7 protein-coding genes are annotated in these 7,671 nt (G+C 32.1%); all 7 read right to left on the bottom strand.

Features of this window, described 5'->3' with window-relative positions; all coding sequences use genetic code 11:
• Positions 1 to 543: 543 nt before the first annotated feature.
• A complete protein-coding gene (locus IPK88_00270; GenBank protein MBK8241837.1) occupies positions 544 to 762 on the bottom strand; it encodes a hypothetical protein in 219 nt (72 codons plus the stop codon).
• Between the two features lie 3,435 nt (positions 763 to 4,197).
• Positions 4,198 to 4,647, bottom strand: coding sequence for a hypothetical protein (locus IPK88_00265; protein ID MBK8241836.1), 450 nt, complete (start codon positions 4,645 to 4,647; stop codon positions 4,198 to 4,200).
• Between the two features lie 168 nt (positions 4,648 to 4,815).
• A complete protein-coding gene (locus IPK88_00260; GenBank protein ID MBK8241835.1) occupies positions 4,816 to 5,013 on the bottom strand; it encodes a hypothetical protein in 198 nt (65 codons plus the stop codon).
• A gap of 216 nt (positions 5,014 to 5,229) precedes the next feature.
• On the bottom strand, positions 5,230 to 5,646 hold the full coding sequence (locus tag IPK88_00255) for a hypothetical protein (GenBank protein ID MBK8241834.1): 417 nt from the start codon (positions 5,644 to 5,646) through the stop codon (positions 5,230 to 5,232).
• Positions 5,647 to 5,681: 35 nt separating this feature from the next.
• Entirely contained in the window at positions 5,682 to 5,984 is a 303-nt protein-coding gene (locus tag IPK88_00250; protein ID MBK8241833.1) for a hypothetical protein, read from the bottom strand.
• A gap of 289 nt (positions 5,985 to 6,273) precedes the next feature.
• The gene (locus IPK88_00245) at positions 6,274 to 6,759 is read right to left on the bottom strand and encodes a hypothetical protein (GenBank protein ID MBK8241832.1); all 486 of its coding nucleotides are present in this window, start codon (positions 6,757 to 6,759) and stop codon (positions 6,274 to 6,276) included.
• A gap of 99 nt (positions 6,760 to 6,858) precedes the next feature.
• Positions 6,859 to 7,296: a hypothetical protein gene (locus tag IPK88_00240; protein ID MBK8241831.1), complete on the bottom strand. Its 438-nt coding sequence runs from the start codon at positions 7,294 to 7,296 to the stop codon at positions 6,859 to 6,861.
• Positions 7,297 to 7,671 lie beyond the last annotated feature (375 nt).

Raw genomic sequence — 7,671 nt, 5'->3', positions numbered from 1 at the left:
TGGAAAATGATTTTGCAGGCATCAACTTTTGCCGATATTTCTTTATTTTTTGCATCGGCGAATCTTCGATGTTCTCTCGTCCGCCAGGCGAGGAAGCGATGAATGGAACGGGCATATAGGGAAGGCTGTCGTTTATTATGGTGACACAATTGATCGTTATTTTTAAAGTACCATTCTCTAGGAAAGCCTAAAAATAATGCTGTTTTTTGAATGATCAATATTTTTCAAATAATCTTATTTTGATGCATTTCATTGCATTTAGCAGACATGAGTATTTGGATTTAATGCTCCAAATGCAAATTCTTTAGCATCAATTTTTGCTCACTTTAAGGTGGGTCACCTTGCTCTGATTTTAGATCATTGATCACTTTAATTCCACTTTTTTATCAAAATTAGGTGGGGCAGTTTACTCCGGATTTGTTGGTCAATCTACTCCGGATTATGCATCCGACGCAAGTCGATGAAGTGGAACCATTAATGATTGATAATCTGGTATCATAATTTGTATATTGTTTCGTTACTCAGTTGCAATGACTTCAATTTTCATATGGATAATAAGGTAGCGTTGAAAGTTTTTGTCCACGTCCGCTTTGTCATTGGCCAATAATACCAAGTAAATTCCTGCGGTTTCGCTTTATGTATGAAGCCAAAAGTGTCCCATTGTCTTCCAATTCCTTTATTATTTCTTGCTCTTTGGTATAATTTCATTCTAGTTTCATTGTCTATGCCTTGTAAAAGGATGTCAATCATAAATTTATTCATTGTATCGTTTTTTTATTTGTTGGCTTACTCTAATCGGTTTTCAGCTTTCTCCGTTTTTTAATTTGTCAAAGTTATTATTTTGCAGTCAATTTCAAGTTTGCACTTTCGTTTTTAAGCTGACGCATAACGTTTAGCACTGGCGACGGACGACCGCTAGGAGTCTGTACGTCCAGTGCATTGTTATGTAATGTATTTTAATTTTATGAAGTAATTCATTTGCTTTAAGCTTCATCCAACATCATTACCTTAATTTCCCAAATGGATAGCATCCAATTTCTTTAAATCTTGGCAAAATTAAATTCAAATAATAAGAAAAATCAGTATTTCTCTCATATTCTTTGAGCTTATGTGCACCAATCGGACTTATCCAAATTTCATACATTTTATCATCGTTAAATGTGTTTTCTAGATTGTTAATTGACAGAATTATTCCTTCATCTAAAGTATCAACCGAGCAGGAAATTATGTTCACCTTATCAGACTCTCTTTTATTAAATATTGGTTCAAGTTTATCAAACTCAATTTCTTTTGGAAGTATGTCAATATCTGTTTCATCTTCATAGAATGTATTAACAACAAGGAGTTAGATTTAATCCAGAATCCAATAAGAAATTTCTGAATCAGTTCATGATGTTTCAATATTGGTATATACTATTATGGTAATGTTTCTTGAGACTCCTATATTGTTTTATTTATATTACATAACACAAAGGAAAGTTGATGCCGACCCCTAAAACCAAGCATTTGGAAAATAAATTTGCAGGCATCAACTTTTTTAAGTTGAATAGCTTGTCTCGTCAGTAAGGAGAAAGTCGTTACTTGGAACAGGTATATAGGGAAAGGCTGTCATTTATTATTTCCAATTGATTGTTATTTTTAAAGCAATATTCTCTGGAAAGCCTAAAAATAATACTTAGGTAGTTAAATTTTAAATATTTAAATGTAAAATACTGTTGGCAACCATTTTTAAGCCCTTGGGGATAATAGGGATGATTCTGGACAATTATATTGCGATGTACTGTTTGAACAGTATGAGATGAAATGGGGGATATGGAGATGATTGTGTTGGAGATTTAAGACTGCAAGGAGATATAAACTAATATGAAATTATAATCTGGTTTAAAATCCTCATTAATAAATTCTATTGAACCACACTGCTCACACTTTAAAGAATCTAATTGAAGTAGTTGTGTAACAATTTCAAATATGGTTCTGATGGTTATACCATTTCGTTTCAATTTTAATGTTGTCTGTTTTTGTACAATTATATGAATGACTAATTCTGGTTTTATTTAATACTAAAGCACCTATTTAGAGATATCGCTGACTTGCCCTGACCAAAAGCGTCTTGACTTCTCCGACCGAAGCGTCGGGATAGATCAGAAAGCCTATTTTGTTAATCTTTTACCAGAGTTCTTGATCTTCATGGCTTTGACTTGGCGCGTCTTTGTATATACGGCTTAATTTTTGGCGCGGTTATTGATTTTGTTTTACTAATTCGATATTTTCATTATCAGTAATAACTATTGTATCGCCACCTGGAAACAATCTACTACCCTTTACACAACCTTCTTTATACACTAAAGTTATTGGATCAACAAATGTATATAGAATCGATTTGTAATTGTAATTGTATAATCCATCCGAACTTTTGGGTAATTCTGGAATAATTTATCATTGTATTTAGGATTCATGGCATTAATTAAGCTTTTTCAGCGTCTAAATAAATAGTTTCTTTATGCGGCATAGTTTTCCCCATGAAAAATCCATCATTTCCTGACCCGAAGAGTCTTCACCGAATGACTTAATTTGTATATTATCTTCAAAAGTAAATAGTAATATTATCACTTCATGAGTCGGTAATGATCCAAATGTAAAAGGATATTCAAGCGAAAGAATGTCTTGTAGTTTTTCGTGTCCGGTAAGGCGTTTCCAAACACTTTGTTTTGTGGATTGCCCTACATAATGGACTCTATATTCTGTAAATTTATTTATATCTCCTTCTATTACTGCGTTTATTTGACGTGTCCAAAATTATAGAGAAATTTATCAGGAGAAAACCAAATTAAAAAAGTTATCATCAATATACTTATCTTCATATAATTTTATGCAATGAATATTACTTTTAGGTAGCGTTTTTGAATCAGTTATTTCAGAATTAGATCCCCAAATAAATTAAGACTTCTTTATTTTTATTCGTCGCTATATTATTTTGAAATAATGGCAACTTGCATTGAAGTGAGATTGGATTATCAAATTGTCGTATTTCAAATTCCATTTCTAATTTATCATAATTAAAATTTATGTTATCAAAACGGATTTCAGGTCTTTGTGCTATAATATATAGACTACTACTTTCTATAATACTTTGAATGATTGGATCTTTCTCAAAACTGCAAAATCATAATTACAGATTGGACAATATGCAAGTTTTAATTGATTTAAAATTGTTTTATTTTCCATTATAGATTATTCTGTTCACTATAAAATAATTTTTTTTAATTACGCCCAACACAAAGGAAAGTTGATGCCGACCCCAAAACCCAAGCACTTGGAAATTGGATTTACAGGCACCAACGTTTGTCGATAATTCTTTATTTTTGCATCGGCGAATCTTCGATGTCAAGTCTCGTCCCCTAGGCGAGAAAGCAGTTACTTGAAACAGGTATACAGGGAAAGGCTGTCATTTATTATTTCCAATTGATTGTTATTTTTAGAGTAATATTCTCTGGAAAGCCTAAAAATAATACTTAGGTAGTTAAATTTTCAAAATTTAAATGTAAAATACTGTTGGTAACCATTTTTTAAGCCATTATGGATAAAGGGGATGATTCCGACAATATTTTGTCATGAACTGTTTGCACAGTATGAGATGAAATGACAGAATATGGAGCTGATTGTTGTGGAGATTTAAGGCTGTAAGGAGATATAAACTTTAATATATTTATAATCTAGTTTAAAATCCTCATTTGCAAATTCTATTGAACCACACCGCTCACACTCTTTAAAGAATCTAATTCGAGTAGGCGTGTAACAATTTCAAATATGGTCCTGATTGTTATATCATTTCGTTTCAATTTTAATGGTGTCTGTTTTTGTACAATTATATGAATGACTAATCTGGTTTTATTTAATACCAAATCACCTATACAGAGGTCTCGCTGACTGGTCTCGACTTAAGCGTCGGGACTTATCCTGACCAATAGTGTCGAGTGACTAGTCCCGACCGAAGCGTCAGGATAGATCAGGAAGCCTATTTTGTTAATCTTTTATTTGAGTCCTTGATCTTCATGTCTTTGACTTGGAGTGGCTTTTGTATATACTGATTAATTTTAGCAGTTGGGCATTTATTCATCATACTCTCTATTTGGCAAATTACTGTCGTCTATTTTAATTACTTGTGACATACTAGGTTTAGCACCTCCAAAATGATGTTTAGCAAGTCCAAGTTTTAGCTAAATATTTAATGCTTTTTAATTCGTCTTGGTTTACAAAATCAAAACGGTATTTTGTTCTTAATGCGTTTACTGTGTCGTACAAATAATAGGAATTCTTGTTGATAGAAGTTATATAGTTTTCAATTTGGATTTTCCAACCATTAGGTCTTTTGAAAATAATTAATAATGCTTGTTGATGTTTCATAAGTTCGTTTTTCTCGTCATTGAAGCAGTCATAAAACAAAGGTCCAATTTTAGGAGAATATAAGTCATCTTGAAAATAGCCAACGACATTTGTCGGCAATACTTGAACTATTGTATTCAATCGCTCTTCAAATGTTTCTCCAAAATTACCATCTAATTCAAAAGCTGCTCCTTGAAATGCCGCTTTACCTTTTATCGCCATAATTGGAGACAAAGCAATAATACTTTCGCTAATTGCTTCCAAGAACTATAAATTTCAATTAGCAACTGCTTCTTTAATGCAGGATTTGAATAATCACTATTTCTTAATGCTGTCGATGATGCCTTTATTTGTTGCATTAAATTAACAAGAGAATAATCTTCAAATATTTTTTGAATAGATTGATTATAAGGTCGGATTTGATTATAAGATTTATCTAAAATTGGTCTTTACAGAATCAGGCAAATTTGAGGATAACACATTTTCCCCTATTTCATTTTGTATTTTTTCTATTTCATTTTCTGAAGGCTTCCATTTAGCATTGTTTAAAGGATTTATTTCACCTTTTATTCCAAGTTTCTCCTCAACAATTATTCTAGTTGAGACTATGTCTTCAAGGAGGATTTTCAATGCGTCATCTCTATTTCTATCTATGCCAGTGTAAAATTCAATTATTTCAGGGTAGGAAGAGTATTTCTTGAACCAAAAATGTAGTTTTTGAAATCTTTGTCTATATGCATTCTTTTTTGCACCGAAGTAATAAATCCAAAAAGTTGATTTAAACCGATACCTGTCGTAATCAAAAATAATAATATTGTTGTTGCTTAAAATTTCAAAAAACTACTTCTATGTCCAGGTCAATATATTTTTCCTTGCAGAATTTTTTAACTCTAAAATAAATTCATCTTTTTTGAATGTATAAATTTCACTCTTCAACATTATTTCACAATATCTACCCAAAACATATTCACAATCTTTTAAGTCAGGCATAGTTTTATACCTAGGAATTTCGTCTAAATCAAATAGAACAAATAATATCATTTCAATCATTTTTGTTCTATTTACTGGACTGTCGTCAAAATATTTTTCTGAAACTTTAAGAATAGTAATGATGTTGTAAGGAGTTCTATGTAGATTTAAACACTCCAATTCCTTGGTTATTTTATTTAAAACAGCATTCTCTTCCCCTATATTTTTTTCGGAATTATATTGCTTAACAATGTTTCTAATCTGATTTCTCGGTAGTGCAATTAGATGAAGCACATCAAAATCTTTGTCAATGAGTATTTCTTTCTCGTCTATAGTTTCATTCTCTTTTTATTGATATATAATTGCTCGTCAATTGTATTTAAAACTATTATTCTAAGATTAGGATTAGCACCAATCAATCCTTTTAATTTTTTAAGAGATACTTTGTCGGTATTTAAAAATGAATCAAAAATGATACATTTTACATCTTCAATTTTTTGGTCTAAAGAATTTACTTCATTTAATACAGATTTGTGAATAGTATGCGGTTTAGTTGATGAGTTGTCTAGGTAAATCCAAAGTTCATTGTTCTCCCAAGCTTCGCTTACAAGATGATGTCCTAAAGTTGTCAACCCAAATTGTGCTGGAGCATTTATAAAGTAGGACTTTTCTGAAAGTAGGATTTCTTCAATTAATACCCTATGACTAAAATTCTCATCAGGATTTTGGGAAAGTGTTCCTGTTCGACTGATAATTGGCTCAATCCAAATTTGAGGTTGCTCATCAAAACCTTTAAGTGAGTCATTAAAAACGTTTTTTAAATACTTTCCTTAAAGCTTCTTTATTTATAAGTTGTTTTGCATTAGAAGGGGTTGCAGATTCCTTTTATACTCCTCAATAAAATAACGTGTTATGTGCTTTCTAATTTTTCTTCAAATTCAGAAACGCCATTGTAAAACCATAGATTCCTTTTGGTTGTAATTTTTTTCTAAATTCTTCTATTTTTAGTAATTCAGAAGCATTTATTTCGCTCATTGATTGTGGTGGTTCCTCGTTGAAATAGAAAATTATTTCTAAATCATTTTTTTCTTTATACCTTTTAAATGCTTCATTAAATTCCTCTTCAGTACCTGAACCAGCTCTTGGTGTTGGTGAGCCAAATTTCTTGTTCATAATACCTATAAAGATTTCAAAACTTTCGCCAATTTGGTCAAATATTATTAACTGTCCATCTTTGTCTTTAATTGTTGGTCTTACGTCCTTTTCCCATTTTAGACTTTCAATTCTGAATTTATAAATTTCACCCAATCCAGAATTGATTTCCTCGAATATTTTGTCACACAATATTCTTTCTCTACCTGTGTCACTTGGCGATGCAATAAATGCTTTAAATATTTTTACGTCCATAGTTTATTTTGTCTGTTGTGATGTGTCGTTGCCTTGCTGCCAACGTATTTGAGATTGATGCAGGCAGAGCATTTTCGATAACTGCCAAAGGCAAAAACCTTAAGTCAAATTTACAACATTTTCTGGAATGAAAATGAATTGCTCTGCTTGCATTAATGTCGTCATAGAGTTTTGCCATTTTTCTGCAGCTCTAACATCAGCAGGATTTTCATTTTGGTGTTTCTTTCTCCATGCCCGCCCAAGGCAAAAGAAATCAAAGTGTTTGGCAATGTCAGTGATAGCAATGTCTAACGTGTCTTGCGTTTTGGTGTCAACCGCCAACAAGTTTTTGTAGTCTGTTACTACAACAAATCGAGGGTCGTGTTTTACGGCTTTATTGTCTGCGGTTAGGTCGGCAATGAGTTCATGCAAGTCAACGCCTTTAACGGATTTAAAAAATAGTTTCTTTTTCCAAGCAATTTCACCGTCCACTTTAGAAAGGTTCAGTCCACCGTCTTTGATGCGTTTTATAGTTGCTTTCTGTTGTCCGTAAGCCAATAACAAATCATAAATGAAACTCTCTTTTTTTAAAAGTCTTTATGAGTTGTTGTAAGTTATTTTCTATCTGGGCTATGTTCATTTATTTATGTCTTTTCGCTAAACAATTTAGCTCGTAAAGTTAATATTTAAGAGTCCGATTGTTGTCGGTGCGTTGGCAAAATTGGCTCTTTTGCAAGCTTGGGTTTGTGTGTCGGCTTGTGCGGCTTGCAAATGTGCCAATGTGCGGCTGGCTAAAATTGAATTAAAAAAAATGTGCGGTGGGGAAAATAAAAAATACAGAAGGGTCGGCAATGAGTGTCGGCTTACTCGTTGTCCGTTTGAAATATGGTCTGTATGTCTTTGGTCACCTGTCAAAATGGTTTACTTTTTTCT

Origin of the sequence: Candidatus Defluviibacterium haderslevense, from assembly GCA_016712225.1 — a bacterium.
Classification (GTDB): domain Bacteria; phylum Bacteroidota; class Bacteroidia; order Chitinophagales; family Saprospiraceae; genus Vicinibacter; species Vicinibacter haderslevensis.
Note: the sequence above shows the minus strand (reverse complement) of the source record. Positions and strands in the feature narration are given on the sequence as shown.

Excerpts from the sequence above, each read along its gene's own strand:
- IPK88_00270 (MBK8241837.1), bottom strand. The coding sequence starts at position 762 with ATGAATAAATTTATGATTGACATCCTTTTACAAGGCATAGACAATGAA.
- IPK88_00245 (MBK8241832.1), bottom strand. The coding sequence starts at position 6,759 with ATGGACGTAAAAATATTTAAAGCATTTATTGCATCGCCAAGTGACACA.